At 37.1% G+C, this 15,909-nt stretch carries 16 protein-coding genes; 11 read left to right on the top strand and 5 right to left on the bottom strand.

Features of this window, described 5'->3' with window-relative positions; all coding sequences use genetic code 11:
• Positions 1 to 61 precede the first annotated feature (61 nt).
• Entirely contained in the window at positions 62 to 1,114 is a 1,053-nt protein-coding gene (locus J4771_RS12890) for an NAD(P)/FAD-dependent oxidoreductase (RefSeq protein ID WP_224135394.1), read from the bottom strand.
• Positions 1,115 to 1,258: 144 nt separating this feature from the next.
• Here J4771_RS12890 and J4771_RS12885 point away from each other — a divergent pair, with 144 nt between their 5' ends.
• The gene (locus tag J4771_RS12885; RefSeq protein WP_224135393.1) at positions 1,259 to 2,026 is read left to right on the top strand and encodes a DUF3108 domain-containing protein; all 768 of its coding nucleotides are present in this window, start codon (positions 1,259 to 1,261) and stop codon (positions 2,024 to 2,026) included.
• A gap of 52 nt (positions 2,027 to 2,078) precedes the next feature.
• Here J4771_RS12885 and J4771_RS12880 read toward each other — a convergent pair whose 3' ends face one another.
• The gene (locus J4771_RS12880) at positions 2,079 to 2,441 is read right to left on the bottom strand and encodes a hypothetical protein (RefSeq protein WP_224135392.1); all 363 of its coding nucleotides are present in this window, start codon (positions 2,439 to 2,441) and stop codon (positions 2,079 to 2,081) included.
• Positions 2,442 to 2,467: 26 nt separating this feature from the next.
• On the bottom strand, positions 2,468 to 3,607 hold the full coding sequence (locus J4771_RS12875; protein WP_224135391.1) for an acyl-CoA dehydrogenase: 1,140 nt from the start codon (positions 3,605 to 3,607) through the stop codon (positions 2,468 to 2,470).
• Positions 3,608 to 3,780: 173 nt separating this feature from the next.
• Here J4771_RS12875 and J4771_RS12870 point away from each other — a divergent pair, with 173 nt between their 5' ends.
• The 10 genes from J4771_RS12870 to J4771_RS12825 all read left to right on the top strand — a co-directional run bounded on the left by J4771_RS12870 (position 3,781) and on the right by J4771_RS12825 (position 14,030).
• Positions 3,781 to 5,559, top strand: coding sequence for an AMP-dependent synthetase/ligase (locus tag J4771_RS12870; RefSeq protein ID WP_224135390.1), 1,779 nt, complete (start codon positions 3,781 to 3,783; stop codon positions 5,557 to 5,559).
• 134 nt (positions 5,560 to 5,693) lie between these two features.
• Positions 5,694 to 6,290: a TetR/AcrR family transcriptional regulator gene (locus tag J4771_RS12865; RefSeq protein ID WP_224135389.1), complete on the top strand. Its 597-nt coding sequence runs from the start codon at positions 5,694 to 5,696 to the stop codon at positions 6,288 to 6,290.
• Positions 6,291 to 6,318: 28 nt separating this feature from the next.
• Complete coding sequence (locus tag J4771_RS12860) at positions 6,319 to 7,566, top strand: TolC family protein (protein WP_224135388.1); 1,248 nt, start codon at positions 6,319 to 6,321, stop codon at positions 7,564 to 7,566.
• 154 nt (positions 7,567 to 7,720) lie between these two features.
• Entirely contained in the window at positions 7,721 to 8,692 is a 972-nt protein-coding gene (locus tag J4771_RS12855) for an HlyD family secretion protein (RefSeq protein WP_224135387.1), read from the top strand.
• Between the two features lie 147 nt (positions 8,693 to 8,839).
• The gene (locus tag J4771_RS12850; protein ID WP_224135386.1) at positions 8,840 to 9,772 is read left to right on the top strand and encodes an ABC transporter ATP-binding protein; all 933 of its coding nucleotides are present in this window, start codon (positions 8,840 to 8,842) and stop codon (positions 9,770 to 9,772) included.
• A gap of 178 nt (positions 9,773 to 9,950) precedes the next feature.
• Positions 9,951 to 10,718, top strand: a complete 768-nt coding sequence (locus J4771_RS12845; protein WP_224135385.1) for an ABC transporter ATP-binding protein — start codon at positions 9,951 to 9,953, stop codon at positions 10,716 to 10,718.
• Positions 10,719 to 10,800: 82 nt separating this feature from the next.
• Positions 10,801 to 11,907: an ABC transporter permease gene (locus J4771_RS12840; protein ID WP_224135384.1), complete on the top strand. Its 1,107-nt coding sequence runs from the start codon at positions 10,801 to 10,803 to the stop codon at positions 11,905 to 11,907.
• A gap of 153 nt (positions 11,908 to 12,060) precedes the next feature.
• A complete protein-coding gene (locus tag J4771_RS12835) occupies positions 12,061 to 13,119 on the top strand; it encodes an ABC transporter permease (RefSeq protein WP_262900178.1) in 1,059 nt (352 codons plus the stop codon).
• 54 nt (positions 13,120 to 13,173) lie between these two features.
• The gene (locus J4771_RS12830; protein WP_224135382.1) at positions 13,174 to 13,545 is read left to right on the top strand and encodes a hypothetical protein; all 372 of its coding nucleotides are present in this window, start codon (positions 13,174 to 13,176) and stop codon (positions 13,543 to 13,545) included.
• Positions 13,542 to 14,030, top strand: a complete 489-nt coding sequence (locus J4771_RS12825; protein ID WP_224135381.1) for a hypothetical protein — start codon at positions 13,542 to 13,544, stop codon at positions 14,028 to 14,030. Before J4771_RS12830 ends, J4771_RS12825 begins: the two co-directional genes overlap by 4 nt.
• 146 nt (positions 14,031 to 14,176) lie before the next feature.
• Here J4771_RS12825 and mazG read toward each other — a convergent pair whose 3' ends face one another.
• Both mazG and J4771_RS12815 read right to left on the bottom strand, forming a co-directional pair.
• Positions 14,177 to 14,941, bottom strand: coding sequence for a nucleoside triphosphate pyrophosphohydrolase (mazG, locus tag J4771_RS12820; RefSeq protein WP_224135380.1), 765 nt, complete (start codon positions 14,939 to 14,941; stop codon positions 14,177 to 14,179).
• Between the two features lie 347 nt (positions 14,942 to 15,288).
• Positions 15,289 to 15,849, bottom strand: a complete 561-nt coding sequence (locus J4771_RS12815; protein WP_224135379.1) for a DUF5606 family protein — start codon at positions 15,847 to 15,849, stop codon at positions 15,289 to 15,291.
• Between the last annotated feature and the right edge of the window lie 60 nt (positions 15,850 to 15,909).

Raw genomic sequence — 15,909 nt, 5'->3', positions numbered from 1 at the left:
GAAATCTTATTCATGAGAGAACTTTTGTACCATCCAGCTTCCATCTTCCGACTTGCAGCTTTTAATCGATTTTCATTACGACTGCTTTTTCCGCTTCTTTTCTACTTCCGTCGAAACCATCCACTCCACTTACAGTTGTATATTTCAAGACATATTTTTTGCCTGGATTCAGCATGTTGTAAACACTTTGACACATCAAAGTTGCCTCATGAAAACCACATAAAATCAGTTTCAATTTTCCTGGATAGGTATTCACGTCGCCAATTGCATAAACTCCAGGAATATTGGTTTGATAATCTAAAGCGTTATTTACAACGATTGCGTTCTTTTCAATTTCTAATCCCCAATTGGCGATATCTCCCAATTTTGGAGTCAATCCGAAAAGTGGAACGAAATAGTCAGTTTCTACATCAAAAGTTTCACCTTCCTTTTCCACGGTAATTGCGGAAACGTGACCGTCACCTTTAATTCCAACAACTTCTGCAGGAGTAATCAAATTGATTTTTCCTTGATTTTTTAAATGTTGCACTTTCTCCACCGAATCCAAAGCACCGCGGAATTCGTTTCTTCTGTGGATTAAAGTAACTTCATGGGCTACATTCGCCAAAAAAATACTCCAATCCAAAGCAGAATCTCCTCCACCTGCAATTACCACTTTTTTTCCACGGAAATGTTCAGGATCTTTGATGAAATATTCAACTCCATTTTCTTCGTAATCGGCAATATTTTCGATGGTTGGTTTTCGAGGTTCAAAAGTTCCCAAACCGCCTGCAATTGCAACAGCTTTAGCTCTGTGAACAGTTCCTTTATTGGTAACGACTTCAAAAGTTCCGTCTTCTAATTTCGTTAAAGTTTGTGCTGTTTCCGCCAAAGTAAATCCTGGCTGAAACTGTTTAATCTGCTCCATTAAATTATCTACCAATTCACCAGCATTGATGGAAGGATAGCCCGGAATATCGAAAATAGGTTTTTTGGGATAAAGCTCCGTCAATTGTCCTCCTGGTTGCGGAAGCGCATCGATTAGGTGACATTTCATCTTTAGCAAACCTGCCTCAAATACGGCAAAAAGTCCTGTTGGTCCTGCTCCTATGATTAATAAATCTGTGGTAATCATTAATGAAATATTTAGAAAAATTAGATTCGCAAATTTAAGAAAAATAAAAGAACAGCGGATTACATAACACTGACAAATCTCATATATAAAACGACTGAAACCAATGTATTATATTTGTGGCAAAATTTTTGCAAAATAGTCACCATGAAAAAATTTTTTAGTGTATTAACAGTTCTTCTCTTTGCATTTGCATTCCCGCAAAAGTTTGATAACATTCAATCTGGTGAAACACTGAATTACCGAATTCATTACGGAATTCTTAATGCGGGAACAGCGACTTTGACAACTTTGAAAACCACTTACCTAGGGCAGCCACATTTTTACGTAAAAGGTGTAGGAAAAACAACCGGTGCGGTTCGAGCTTTTTTCAAGGTGGAAGATGTATATGAAAGTTTTATTAATTACAATACAGGTTTACCGAGTTTCTACGTGCGAAATGTAAAGGAAGGAACTTATACCCAACATTTTGAGACCGTTTTTAACCACAATAATCAAACGCTGATTCTAACCGATAAAGAAAAAAACACCTCACGAACATTGAATTCCGTGAAAGGAGTTCAAGACATGCTTTCCGCTTTTTATTATTTGAGGAGTTTGGATAACAGCGAACTGAAAGTCGGAAGTGTAAAAAAATTAAATGTTTGGATTGACGACGAAATGTTTCCGTTCCAACTGCGGGTTGTAGGGAGTGAAAACATCAGTACCAAATTTGGGAAGATAAATGCGCTGAAAATCGTACCTCAAGTAATCAGCGGACGGGTTTTTAAAGACAAAGAAGGAGTGACTTTGTGGGTAAGTAACGACCGAAATTATGTCCCGCTTTTAATTCAGGCACAATTAGCGGTCGGTTCTTTAAAAGCGAGTATCGATTCTTACAAGAACGTGAAGTACCCTTTAAATTTTACAAAATAAGGCGGTTTAAATTTAAAAATCCTTTCTGAAAGCAAATCAGAAAGGATTTTTTTTATTTCATGTTGATTACTTTATCAACGAGATAAGTAGTGTTTCCGCGCCATGGTAGAACGCCATGATATTCTTTGTAATGAAGGTCGAAAGTTTTCCCGCTGTTCATTTCGAGTTGCTTAAATACCACTTCATCTTCAATGGAAAATTCGAACTCATAGCTGGTTAAAGCCCCGGTTTTCCCCCGACCAAAACCTTCCTGGATGAGTTTCCCTTCATACGTTTTAAAAATATTTCCTTTTTTCACGGCATAATTTAAAACACCGGATTTCACTCCTTCACCGAAAACGAAAAAATATTTGTACCAAACAAATCCTCCTAAAAGAAGCAATACGGCAACTAAAGTGATCCAAATGTATTTCATGATATTATCCGTTTTTTGTTAGATGATTATTTCGCAATAGACCTTGAAATTACAATTTTCTGAATTTCGGAAGTTCCCTCGTAAATCTGGGTAATTTTTGCATCACGCATCATTCTTTCTACATGATACTCTTTCACATAACCATAACCACCGTGAATCTGAACAGCCTCAATCGTAGTATCCATCGCGACTTGTGACGAATATAGTTTTGCCATCGCCCCACTTTCAGAAATATCTTTGCCTTCATCTTTTTCTACTGCAGCTTTGTAGCACAGCATTCTCGCTGCCGTAATTTGGGTCGCCATATCGGCAAGTTTGAAGGCGATTGCTTGGTGATTGATAATTTCTGTACGGAACGCCTTTCTGGTTTTTGCGTACTTCAATGCCAATTCATAAGCTCCGGAAGCAATTCCTAAAGCTTGGGAAGCAATCCCGATTCGTCCTCCATTTAAAACCGCCATCGCGAAATTGAAACCGAAGCCGTCTTCACCAATTCTATTCTCCTTAGGAACTTTTACGTTGTTAAAAATCAAGGAATGGGTGTCGCTACCTCTGATTCCCAGTTTATCTTCTTTTGGTCCGATTTCAAAACCTTCCCAACCTTTTTCTACGATGAATGCGTTAATTCCTTTATGTTTTTTTTCTGGGTCGGTTTGAGCAATAACGATATAATACGTTGCGTTTCCACCGTTGGTGATCCAGTTTTTAATTCCGTTCAGAAGGTAGTAATCACCTTTGTCTTCGGCAGTAGTTTTTTGTGAAGTTGCATCCGATCCTGCTTCTGGTTCAGAAAGCGCAAATGCACCAATAACTTCTCCACTTGCTAATGGATACAGATATTTCATCTTCTGTTCTTCGTTGCAAAATTTTTCCAAACCTGCGCAAACCAACGAATTGTTCACCGACATTACAACCGCAGCAGACGCATCCACTTTTGCAATTTCTTCCATGGCAAGAACGTAGGAAACGCTATCCATTCCGGCGCCGCCATATTTTGGATCAACCATCATTCCAAGGAAACCGAGTTCTCCCATTTTCTTTACCTGTTCGTAAGGAAATTTCTGTTCATTGTCTCTTTCGATCACGCCGGGCAAAAGTTCAGTTTGTGCAAAATCCCTTGCTGCTTGCTGAATCATCAACTGCTCCTCCGATAAATTAAAGTCCATAAAGTATATTAAATGTTTGAGGGTAAATTTACAATTTTTCTAAAAATTAAAAAATTTAAATACGCTTTATGCGCAAAATAGTTTTTGTCGGATGAAATAAAATTAATAGTTTTACATTTAAGGCCTTAAAATTTAAAGTCGAAGCAGATTCAACAACCAAAATAAACATTGAAATGAGCATAAAAAGACTATTCGATTTCGCACATAACGCGCTGGAAAAATATCCACAAGATGACATGTTCGTCACCAAATACCATGGGAATTGGCAAAAAACCTCCACAAAGGAGTACATTAATCTAGGAAATAAAGTTTCGCGCGGGTTGCTGAAACTAGGCATCAAACCAGGCGATAAAATTGCTTTAATCACCACTGCAACCCGCACAGAATGGGCAGTAATGGATTTGGGAATTTCGCAGATTGGCGCAGTTTCCGTTCCTGTTTATCCCACAATTTCACCTGAAGATTATGATTTCATCTTTAATAATGCCGAAGTAAAATATTGTTTTGTTTCAGACCTAGAACTGCTCGACAGAGTTTTGAAAATTAAAGGAAATGTAACTTCTTTACAGGGAATTTTCACTTTTGACCAAGTTGATGGCGCTGCTAACTGGAAAGAAATTATTGATTTAGGCGAAGATGAAGCCACCCAAGTTGAAGTGGATGATCTTTCGAAAAGCATTAATTCGGAAGATTTGGCGACCATTATTTATACTTCCGGAACCACCGGAAAACCAAAAGGGGTGATGCTTACTCACCAAAATATTGTAGCAAACGTTCTTGCTTCAGATCCACGAATTCCAAGAGTGAAAGGTATGGACTACAAGGACATTAAAGTATTGAGTTTCTTGCCGATCTGCCACATTTTCGAAAGAATGCTTTTTTATCTTTATCAATATAACGGATACACGGTTTACTTTGCCGAAAGCATCGAAAAAATGGGTGATAACATTAAGGAAGTTCAACCACACATCATGTCCGTTGTTCCAAGACTTATCGAAAAAGTTTATGATAAAATTTATGACAAAGGAACTTCTGCAGGTGGCTTGAAATCTAGAATTTTCCTTTGGGCTTTAGGGGTGAACAAAGCAAAAAACAGCATCGGAAAACCATCCGGATTGAAAGAAATGATTGCAGATAAATTGGTTTTTTCAAAATGGAGAGAAGGTTTAGGTGGAAATATTATCACTTTGGTTTCTGGTTCTGCCGCTTTGGCTCCACGTTTAAACAAAATGTTCCAAAATGCGGGAATTCCGATTCTTGAAGGTTACGGTTTAACAGAAACTTCGCCTGTAATTTCGGTGAACAGTTTCGGGAAGATTAAAATTGGAACCGTGGGTCATGTTTTAGAAAATTTGGATGTAAAAATTCAGGAAGATGGCGAGATAACTGTAAAAGGACCTTCCGTTTTTAAAGGATATTTTAAGAATGAAGAAATGACGAAAGAGGTTTTCACCGAAGAAGGTTATTTCAAAACCGGAGATATTGGCCATATCGATGAAGAAGGTTATCTACACATCACCGACCGTAAAAAAGAAATGTTCAAAACTTCCGGTGGAAAATATATCGCACCTCAAGTAATTGAAAACCAAGCAAAAGCCTCTAAATTTATCGAACAAATTATGGTTGTTGGAGACGGCGAAAAAATGCCGTGTGCATTCATTCAACCTGACTTTAATTTTGTGCAACATTGGGCAGAACGAAAAGGCTACAATATTGGCAAAACACCTGAAGAAATAGTAAAAAGCACTGAATTAAAGGAAAGAATCGGAAAAGAAATCGATTATTTGAACACCAAATTAGGAAGTTGGGAGCAAATCAAAAAGTTTGAACTTACACCTGAAGTATGGTCCATCGAACTTGGCCAGCTTACCCCGACTTTGAAACTGAAAAGAAAAGCGGTAAAGGAAAGATACATCAAGCTTTACAACAAAATGTACGGTCACGATAATTAAAATTAATCAAATTTCTATTTTAAAACACAGTTCTTTAGCTGTGTTTTTTTGGAAAAAATTTTTAATCATTTAATTAAATAATTTGTTTAAATCAAAATTTTAATTGTAAATTTGCTTCGTTAAAAGATTACAAAATGTCTGAAAACGAAATTTCTACTGAAGACAAAATCCTACTTGCCGCTTCGAAAGTCTTTACCGAAAAAGGGTTTGCAGGAGCAAGAACACGCGATATTGCAGATGAAGCAGGAATTAACCTGGCGCTGCTGAATTACTATTTCCGCAGCAAAGAAAAACTTTTCGACCAGGTGATGAAGGTAAAAATTGTGCTCCTTTTCGGAAAAATAATACCAATTATCAGCAATGAAAAAACGACGATTGAGGAAAAAATAGATTTGGCGAGCGAAAAGTATTTTGAAATTTTATCTAAAAACCCAAACCTTCCCCTGTTTGTCATCAGCGAAATTCAAAAGAAAAATTCCGACATCAAATCGATTCTTCCCGTTGAAAAAATATTGATGAATTCGGTCATCATTCAACAGATTAAAGAAAAAAATCCTGGACTCAACCCGTTTCATTTTCTGCTAAATTTTTTGGGAATGACTGTTTTTCCTTTTTTGGCGAGACCTGTTTTTCAAAACTTTCACATCATGAATGATGATGAATTTCAAAAATTTGTGGAAGAAAGAAAAACGCTTGTCCCGCAATGGATTAAATTGATTTTAAATAGTTAGGAGTTCCGAAGATAAAATTAAAGAACAAATGAAGAAATTTAAATATTTATTTCTGCTGTACTGTTTCTCGATGAATGCACAGACATTGACTTTACAACAATGTTATCAATTGGCAAGGGGAAATTATCCGTTGATTAAACGAAACGATTTACTTGCAAAATCAAAAGATTACACCGTCGAAAACGCATCGAAAGCTTGGTTGCCACAAATCAACATTTTGGGACAGGCAACTTATCAATCGGATGTAACACAGTTACCGATTAAACTTCCCAATGCAACCGTAGAACCTTTAAGCAAAGACCAATACAAATTTTTTGCAGACGTAAATCAAACTATTTTTGATGGCGGAATGATTTCCAACCAAAAGAAAATAGCGGAACTCCAGTCCCAAACCGAAATTCAGAAAAACGAGGTAGAACTCGAAAAATTAAAAGACCGAATCAATCAGCTTTTCTTCGGAATCATCCAAACGGATGAACAAATCAACCAGTTGGATTTGTCGAAAAGCGACCTTCAAAACGGGTTGAAAAAAGCAGAAGCACAACTGAAATACGGTACTATTCTTCGGAGCAACGTAGATGTTTTGAAGGCACAACTCATCAATATCGAGCAGCAGCAAATTGAATTAAAATCGCTGAAAAGTAATTTCATTAAAATGCTTTCTTTTTTCACCAATAAAAATTTGGATGAAGATACTCAACTTGAAAAACCTGAAAAACTTTTATTAACGAACGAAAATAACCGTCCTGAACTGAAACTATTTGATTTGCAGAAACAACTTTCAGAATCTCAAAAGTCTTTAATTAAAAGTAAAAACCTTCCAAAACTTGGCGCATTTTTACAAGCAGGTTACGGAAAACCGGGATTGAATATGTTGAAAAATGAATTTGATACTTTCTTTATTGGCGGCATCAAACTAAATATTCCGATTTCAGGATTTTACACCAAAAGCAATGAACTCGCTTTGATTGACAATCAACAACAAGATATTGATATTCAGAAGGAAAACTTTCTTTTTAATCAAAAATTTTCGATGATTCAAAACAGTAACGATTTAGAAAAAATTCAAAAATTGATTGATAAAGATATCGAAATCATCAGTTTAAGAGAAAGCATCAAAAAAGCAAGTCTCGCCCAACTGGAAAACGGCGTCATCAACACCAACGATTATCTGCGTGAAGTAAACGCCGAAGAACAGGCCAAAATTTCAAAAATTAAACATGAAATTCAATATTTGTTGACGCAGTATAATTTGAAAACACAGCTTGGAAATTGAGGCGAAGTCCGAGATTCGAGTAACGAGTTTCGGGATTCGAGGTTTGAGATTTTAAGCTGCCATATTTGAACTTTAAAAAGCATGGTAATCTTCTATAAAACATTTAACTTTTGTGATTTTTGTGGTTAAAAATTTTGTGGTTAAATAAAAAATTATGAAAAAAACAATATTAACATTTGCGGTTCTCTCCCTGTTTTCCTGCAAAAATTCCAATCAGGATTACGACGCTTCAGGAACTTTTGAAGCCGATGAAGTCATGGTTACCGCAGAAGCGACAGGAAAAATTCTTGAACTGAAATTAGAGGAAGGTCAAACCCTAAACGCCAATCAGGAAGTGGGAATTATCGACGGAAAAGGAATCGAACTTCAGAAAGAACAGGTTCTAGCTTCGATTAACGCGATTGAACAGAAAACCAATTCCGCTTTGCCGCAAATTTCGGTGTTGCAAAGCCAGTACAATTCGCAAAAAGCCAATATTTCTGTGCTTCAGGAGCAGCTTCAAAATGCGGTGAGAGAAAGAAATAGAACGGCAAATTTGGTAAAAAGCGATGCCGCAACAAGAAAACAATTGGATGATGCGAATGGAAATATTGAGGTGATTCAAAAACAAATTCAGGCAGCGCAAACACAACTTTCTACTGTAAATCAACAAATTTCTGCTGCGAAAGAAAATGTTGCGATTCAAAATCGAGCGGTTTTAAGCGAGCGAAATCCGACCGAAAAAAAAGTGGCTCAATTTGATGAACAGCTGAAACACAACATTATTCAAAGTCCGATTTCGGGAACAGTACTTACCAAATATTCCAACAAAGGAGAATTTGCAACGATAGGAAAACCAATTTTCAAAATGGCGGATTTGAACCAGATGACACTTCGTGCATACATTACAGGCGACCAAATCGCAAAAGTAAAATTAAACCAGTCCGTAAAAATTCTGGTGGATTCAGGCGACGGAAAAACCAGAGAACTTCCAGGAACCGTTTATTGGATAAGTTCTGATGCGGAATTCACCCCGAAGACCATTCAGACCAAAAACGAAAGAGCCAACTTGGTTTACGCTACAAAAATTCGTGTGAAAAATGACGGGTTTTTGAAGATTGGGATGTATGGAGAAGTGAGGTTTTAGGTTGGAAGCTGCACGTTTCAAAAGTGAATAGTGAATTCGCTTCGCTGTGAATTGTGAATTTCTTAAAGGCTCAAAAATTTTATTTCGGATTACAATAATCAAACAATATCAAACGACTTCAAACAATTTCAAACTTCAAATTAGATTGTGCCTACAATTTCAGTAGAAAATATCACCAAAAATTACGGCAAGAAAAACGAAAAAGTTCTTGCGGTGGATGACTTGTCTTTTTCGGTGAAAGAAGGGGAAATTTTCGGATTAATTGGTCCAGATGGAAGTGGAAAAACTACGGTTTTCAGAATTTTGACCACGCTGCTTCTCCCCGATTCAGGAATGGCGAAAGTACTGGATTTCGATATTGAAAAAGATTACAAACAAATCCGCAAAATTGTTGGTTATATGCCCGGAAAGTTTTCCCTTTATCAAGATTTGAGTGTGGAAGAAAACCTACAGTTTTTCGCTTCGGTTTTTAACACGACGGTTGAGAAAAATTATGACTTAATCAAAGATATTTATGTTCAATTAGAACCATTTAAAAACCGAAAAGCAGGACAGCTTTCGGGTGGAATGAAGCAGAAACTCGCACTTTGTTGCGCCTTAATCCACAAACCTGAAGTCCTTTTCCTCGATGAACCGACCACAGGAGTTGACCCTGTTTCACGAAAAGAATTTTGGGAAATGCTGAAACGTTTGAAAGAACAAAACATCACGATTCTCGTGGCAACGCCTTACATGGACGAAGCTGCAATGTGCGACAGAATCGCCTTAATGCAAAACGGAAAAATTCTGAAAACCGCTACTCCAAGAGAGATTTCAGATGAGTTTCCTGAACAGATTTTCGAAGTAAAAGCAGGAAGAAATGCCAAACTTTTGAGAGTTCTTGAACATTATCCCGATAAAGAAGATGCCTACGCTTTTGGAGAATTTTCGCATTTAATCATCGGTAAAAATGAAAATTTTGACAAAGAAAAACTTGTACAATATTTAAAGGAAAATGGTTTGACGGAAATTGAAATCAACCCGACGAAGGCGACGATTGAGGATAGTTTTATCTTATTGCTTTCTGCAAAAAATAAGTGATGAGTAATGAATAATGAGTAATGAATGAAAACCTTCAAAAAATAAACGAACGAAATTCTATCCCCGGTTGCAACGGAAATCCCGCAGCGACGACGAAGGAGGAGCGAGGAATTGCAGTGGAAAACGGGACCGAACTCTAAAAGATGCGAAAACAGTGTAGCTCCTAAAATAATAAATAATGAATGCAGTGCAGAAAGCCAATAGCGGAAAGCTGACAGCAATTTTCGCAGAAAACATCACCAAAAAATTTGGCGATTTCACGGCGGTTGACCACATTAGTTTTGAGGTTCCGAAAGGGGAAATTTTTGGTTTTCTCGGCGCAAACGGTGCAGGAAAAACTACGGCGATGAGGATGTTTTGCGGACTTTCCATCCCAACTTCAGGCGAGGCCAAAGTGGCGGGTTTTGATGTGTACCGGGAAACCGAGCAAATCAAGAAAAATATTGGCTATATGAGTCAGAAATTTTCGCTGTATGGAAATCTGACCGTGAAAGAAAATCTTGAATTCTTCGGTGGAATCTACGGTTTAAGCGATTCGGAAATTAAAACAAAAAGTGACGAGCTGCTGCAAAAACTACAATTGGAAAGCGAGAAAAACAAGTTGGTTTCGGAACTTCCTTTGGGTTGGAAACAGAAACTTGCTTTTTCGGTGGCGGTTTTCCATAATCCGCAAATTGTGTTCCTGGACGAACCTACAGGCGGAGTTGACCCTGTAACGCGGCGACAATTTTGGGACATGATTTATGACGCTTCCGAACGGGAAATCACGATTTTCGTGACGACACATTATATGGATGAGGCGGAATATTGCGACCGAGTTTCGATTATGGTGGATGGAAAAATTGAGGCGCTCGATTCGCCTAAAAATTTGAAAAAACAGTTTAATGCCGAAAATATGGATGAAGTTTTTTATCAGCTGGCGAGAAAAGCGGAAAGAAATGAATGATAGAAAGTGAATGGTGAATTAAAAATAGCAGAAACTAAACAACTCAAAACCCGAATCTCGAACCTCGTAACTCGTAACCCGTATGAACCGACTTCTCCCCTTCATCAAAAAAGAATTCTATCATGTTTTGCGTGACAGACGGGTTTTGCTGATGATTTTCGGGATGCCGATTGTGCAGGTTTTGTTGTTTGGTTTTGCTTTGAGTACGGAAATCAAGAACACCAAAATCGCTGTTTTCGACCAAGACAAGACGCAGGAATCGGCTCAACTTTTAGAGAAAATTAATCAGAACCGATACTTTGATATTGCGGAAAACATTCGTTCCGAAAAAGAATTTGAAGAGGTTTTTAAAACGGGGGAAATAAAAGTGATTGTGAATATTCCGAGAGGTTTTTCTAAAAATATTAATAACGCTGAAAAAACTGATATTCAATTAATTGTGGATGGAATTGACATTAATCTCGCCAACCAAATCACCAATTTTTTAGAAAATATCGCCACTGATTTTTACACCAAAAAACAATTGCAGACTACGAATCAAATGGTCATCAAACCCGAAATCAGGATGCTTTATAATCCGCAGTTGAAAGGCGCACCGAATTTTGTTCCAGGCGTGATGGCGATGATTTTACTAATTGTTTGTGTGATGATGACCGCCATTTCCATCGTGAAGGAAAAAGAGACAGGAACCATGGAAATTCTTTTGGTATCGCCGATGAAACCTGCATTCATCATTATTTCCAAGGCAGTTCCCTACTTATTTTTATCGTTGTTGATTTTAGTTTCCATCTTAATTTTGAGCGTGACTTTGCTCGAATTGCCGATTCACGGAAGTTTGTTTTTGCTTTTTGCCGTGAGTTTTGTTTACATTACAGTAAGTCTTCTCCTCGGAATTTTGATTTCAATTTTCACTCAAACTCAGCAACAGGCGATGTTGATTTCACTTTTGGGAATGATGCTTCCGACTTTGCTTTTGAGCGGATTTATGTTTCCGATTGAAAACATGCCGATTCCGTTGCAAGTTATTTCGAATATCATTCCTGCAAAATGGTATTATTTAATGATTAAAAACATCATGATTAAAGGAACAGGACTGTTCATCATTTGGAAAGAATTGCTCGTTTTGCTTGGAATGATGGGAGTTTTATTTGTTGTGGCAATAAAGAAATTTAAAATTAGACTTGAGTAAAAAAAAGTGAATGGTGAATTTTCCTTCGGAAGTGAATGGTGAATTTGAAACCTGAAACTTGAGACTTTAAACTTTAAACAAAAACCTGTGTTTCGTCAACTTTCCATATTAATCAAAAAAGAATTCCGACAGATTTTTCGGAACAAATCGATTTTGGCAATCATTTTTGTGGCTCCAATGATGCAGTTGTTGATTTTGCCGATGGCTGCAAATTACGAAATCAAGAACATCAATCTTGCCGTTGTTGACCAGGACCATTCCACGCTTTCGCGAGATTTAATCAATGATATCACGAGTTCAGGTTACTTTAGAATTTATTACTACGGCGCAAGTTATGATGCTGCTTATGAAACTTTAGAGGAAGAAAAGTCCGATTTGATTCTTCAAATTCCACAAAATTTTGAAAAGAATCTGGTTCGGGAAAACTCACAGAAAATTTCGATAGCAATCAACGCCATCAACGGAACAAAAGCAGGACTTTCAGGAACTTACCTTTCTGCAATTTTGAGAAAATTCAATCAAAAAATCAACATTCAATACCATCCTCAAATCGCGGAAAAGATAAAAAATTCGGGTTTGGAAGTTCGTTCCTCGCTTTGGTTTAATCAAACTTATAATTACCGACTTTCGCTCGTTCCAGGAATTTTGGTTTTTTTAATAACACTTGTTGCAGGAATGCTTTCCGCATTAAATATCGTCGCCGAAAAAGAAATCGGAACCATCGAGCAAATCAACGTGTCACCCATCAAGAAAAGTTATTTTATCCTCGGAAAGACCATTCCGTTTTGGATTTTAGGAAACGTGGTGTTTACGATTGGATTATTGATTTCAAGATTTATATATGGAATAGAAATCCACGGAAATCTGCTCCTACTCTACTTTTTTGTAGCGATTTACTTGATGGTCGTTTTAGGTTATGGGCTTTTGATTTCCACTTTTTCCGAAACGCAGCAACAGGCGATGTTCATCAATTTTTTCTTCGTGATGATCTTTATTTTGATGAGCGGACTTTTCACGCCAATTGAAAGTATGCCAAATTGGGCGCAAAAAATCACTTACTTTAATCCGCTTCGTTATATGATTGAAATTGTGCGCCTGATTATTTTGAAAGACAGCAAGTTAACCGATTTATTTCCGCAAATTTCTGCACTAATTGCAATGGCAGTAGTTTTCAATTCTTTGGCGATTTGGAACTACAGGAAGAGAGGTTAAGGTTAAGGTTAAGGTTAAGAAAATTACCAAGTTTAATTTCATTAACTTGCATAAATGACAAAGAAAATTTTGCTTTTCGTTTTAACAATTTTCGGATTGGTTACTGCTTTTATGAGCAGTTCCGTACTTTTCGATTGGTTTGGAATTCGGGAAAAGGAAGGGAATTATGTTCCATTTGTCGTGATTGCCAATTTCATTTGCGGATTTCTTTATTTGACTGCAGCTTTCGGAATTTTTAAGGATAAAAAGTGGTCGCCATACCTTCTAATTCTTGCATTCATCATTTTAGTAATCACGTTCATCGCTCTATATTTTCATATCAATTCGGGCGGAATTTACGAAACAAAAACCGTGAAAGCGCTGGCTTTTCGTACCGTTCTAACTTTAATTTTTACCATAACCAACTTTAAAATATTTAAGAAATGAAGAAATTAATTGTTCCTGCAATCCTAGGAATTGCGATTCTAACTTCTTGTGAAAAGAAACAAAACGAAACCGTTGTTACTGAAAATGCTGCAAAAACAGAACAAGTCGCGGAAAATCACGATGAACACGCAACTCAAGAAGAACATTCCGCTGAAAGTACAAAATTAGAACTCGACAACGGGAAGAAATGGAAAACCAATGCAGAAATGCTTCCTTTCATCAACGAACAGGAAAAACTTCTAGAAAATTTTGACGATGACAAAGATGATTACAAAGTTCTTGCAGCCCACCTTAGTTCCGCCAACGAAAAATTGATTAAAAGCTGCACCATGACAGGAAAACCGCATGATGCTCTTCACGTTTGGTTAACCGACCACATGAAGAATATCGACTTGCTCGCAAAAGCTCCTAATAAACAGGAAGCCGAAAAAACGATCGATGTTTTGGAAGATTCCATGGAAACTTATCACACTTATTTTGAGTAACTTCTAAAAAAATAATCCTTCAAGAATGTGAAACTTGAAGGATTATTTTATTGAAGAGCTGAACAATCTCAAAATATTCTACCTATTGGACAATTCACGATTTGTCCCTACAAACTCACCAACTCACAAACACACCAACTCACCCATTAAAACCTCTTCGCTTCTTCCCAAAGCAAATCCATTTCCTCCAAATTCAAATCCGCTAAAATCATATTTTTTTCCAAAGCCAATTTCTCCATCTTTTGAAAACGGGAAATAAATTTTAAATTGGTTTTTTCCAAGGCTGAATCGGGATTGATCCCCACAATTCTCGCATAATTGATGAGCGAAAAGAAAACGTCGCCCAATTCCTGTTCCTTTTTGTCCAAATCAGTTTCTGCATGAAATTCGGCGAGTTCTTCGTCTACTTTTTTCCACGCATCTTCTGCATCGTGAAATTCAAAGCCAATTCCTTTCACTTTTTCCTGAATTCTAAACGCTTTCACCATACTTGGAGTTCCTTTGGAAACCCCTGAAAGAACAGATTTGTTGCCTTCCTTTAATTTCAGTTTCTCCCAATTTTGTTTCACTTCCTCTCCATCTTTCACCTCAACATCACCATAAATATGTGGATGACGGAAAATCAGTTTTTCATTTAAAGAATTGATCACATCAGCAATATCGAAACTTCCTTTTTCTGAACCAATTTTTGCATAAAAAACCAAATGTAGCAAAACGTCGCCGAGTTCTTTTTTAATTTCGGGCAAATCTTCCTGCAAAAGTGCGTCGGAAAGTTCATACACTTCCTCCAAAGTCAAGTGCCGCAAACTCTGCAAATCCTGTTTTTTATCCCACGGACATTTTTCCCGCAAATCATCCATAATGTCTAAAAGTTGCGAGAAGGCTTCGAGTTTTTGTGCTTTGGAATTCATGAGATTTGAAATATTTTGGAAACTTTTTCAAAGTTCGGAACTTTGTCAAAGTTGTGCAAGGATTAAAAAATGAATTTCTTTCAGAGTGAAATCGCTTCGCTGTCAATTTGTTTCGCAGCGAATTTACTTTGTAGTGAATTCTGCGGGTAAATTTGGTGAATATTTTAAAAAGAAAAAAGATAATCCACCCCGTCAAATTTGTTGCACAAATTTGACACCCCTCGAAAGGAGGGGAATTCTCACGCTTTTATTGAGATTTTAAATAAAGAAAAACCTCCCCGAATTTTGGAAAGGTTATATTTAAATTTTGTTTGCTGAAGGCTGATTGCCGAGCGCCGAAAGCAAAACTATCCTTGCTTTCTGTGCGTACTTTTCGGGGCAGATTTAGCGGCAGAAGTTGAAGCCTTCACTTTTGGAGCGGCTGCTTTTTCTGCTTTTGGAGCTGCTTTTTTGGCTTCCTTTTTTTCTGTTGCTTCCGTTTTTTCAGAAGTTTCTGCTGTTGTTTCTTCTGCCTTTACAAAACTTTCAGGAGTGATGTAACCTGCCTTGTTCAAAATATTGTACCACTGCGCCAATTTTTTGATATCGGAAACGTAAACTCTTTCTGTATCGTAATCAGGAAGCGATTCAAGCATGAACGCTCTCAATTCCGCATCCGTCGATTTGTGGGAAATGGTTTCTTTGAAATCGTTGTTTTTTGCCACGTTTTCAAAAACTTCAAACAAAGGAACTTCTTTATCGAAAGTAAACATTGCGATATTATCCAACAAACTTACCTGCGAAGAATTGGAGATGCTCGCTTTTTTCTTCGTTAAAACATCTTCCACGATAAAACCGCTTTTCAACTGCGAAATCAACTTGTAAAGTCCTGGTTTTCCAGAAATTGAAATTATTTTTTCTAACTGCATTTTTCTATTTTTTGTTTGATTTTATTTGATTTTATTTGAACTTGTTTTATTTGACTTCCT

This window comes from Candidatus Kaistella beijingensis, from assembly GCF_020084865.1.
Classification (GTDB): domain Bacteria; phylum Bacteroidota; class Bacteroidia; order Flavobacteriales; family Weeksellaceae; genus Kaistella; species Kaistella beijingensis.
This window is presented reverse-complemented; position numbering and strand designations above follow the sequence as displayed.